General features: G+C 67.1%; 1 protein-coding gene. It reads right to left on the bottom strand.

What is annotated here, in order from left to right:
* The coding region (locus LPA54_RS33315; RefSeq protein ID WP_267487926.1) for an alpha-amylase family glycosyl hydrolase at positions 1 to 851 on the bottom strand (851 nt) is incomplete at both ends.

Below are 851 nucleotides of genomic sequence, written 5' to 3'. Positions count from 1 at the left end.
AGCCGTAGACCGGGTCCATGATCGTGGGGAGGTAGAGGCGGCCGGGGTCGGAGGAGGAGAAGCCGGCGTTGCGGTCGGGGGTCCATTGCATGGGGGTGCGGACGGCGTCGCGGTCGCCGAGCCAGATGTTGTCGCCCATGCCGATCTCGTCGCCGTAGTAGATGATCGGGGACCCGGGGAGGGAGAGCAGGAGGGCGGTGAAGAGTTCGATCTGGTTGCGGTCGTTGTCGAGGAGGGGGGCGAGGCGGCGGCGGATGCCGATGTTGGCGCGCATGCGGGGGTCTTTGGCGTATTCGGCCCACATGTAGTCGCGTTCCTCGTCGGTGACCATTTCCAGGGTCAGCTCGTCGTGGTTGCGCAGGAAGATGCCCCACTGGCAGCCGGAGGGGATGGCGGGGGTCTTGGCGAGGATCTCGGAGACGGGGTAGCGGGATTCGCGGCGGACGGCCATGAAGATGCGGGGCATGACCGGGAAGTGGAAGGCCATGTGGCATTCGTCGCCGCCGGCGGCGTAGTCGCCGAAGTAGTCGACGACGTCCTCGGGCCACTGGTTGGCCTCGGCGAGGAGCACGGTGTCGGGGTACTGGGTGTCGATCTCCTTGCGGACCCGCTTCAGGAACGCGTGCGTCGCCGGCAGGTTCTCGCAGTTCGTTCCCTCGGCCGCGTACAGATAGGGGACGGCGTCCAGCCGGAAGCCGTCGATGCCCAGGTCGAGCCAGAAGCGCAGGGCCGCCAGGACCTCCTCCTGCACGCGCGGGTTCTCGTAGTTGAGGTCCGGCTGGTGCGAGAAGAAGCGGTGGAAGTAGTACTGCTTCCGTACCGGGTCGTACGTCCAGTTGGACGCCTCGGTG

The organism is Streptomyces sp. DH12, assembly GCF_020873895.1.
Taxonomy (GTDB): domain Bacteria; phylum Actinomycetota; class Actinomycetes; order Streptomycetales; family Streptomycetaceae; genus Streptomyces.
The sequence above is the reverse complement of the archived record's forward strand: the minus strand, read 5'-3'. Positions and strand labels throughout refer to the sequence as shown.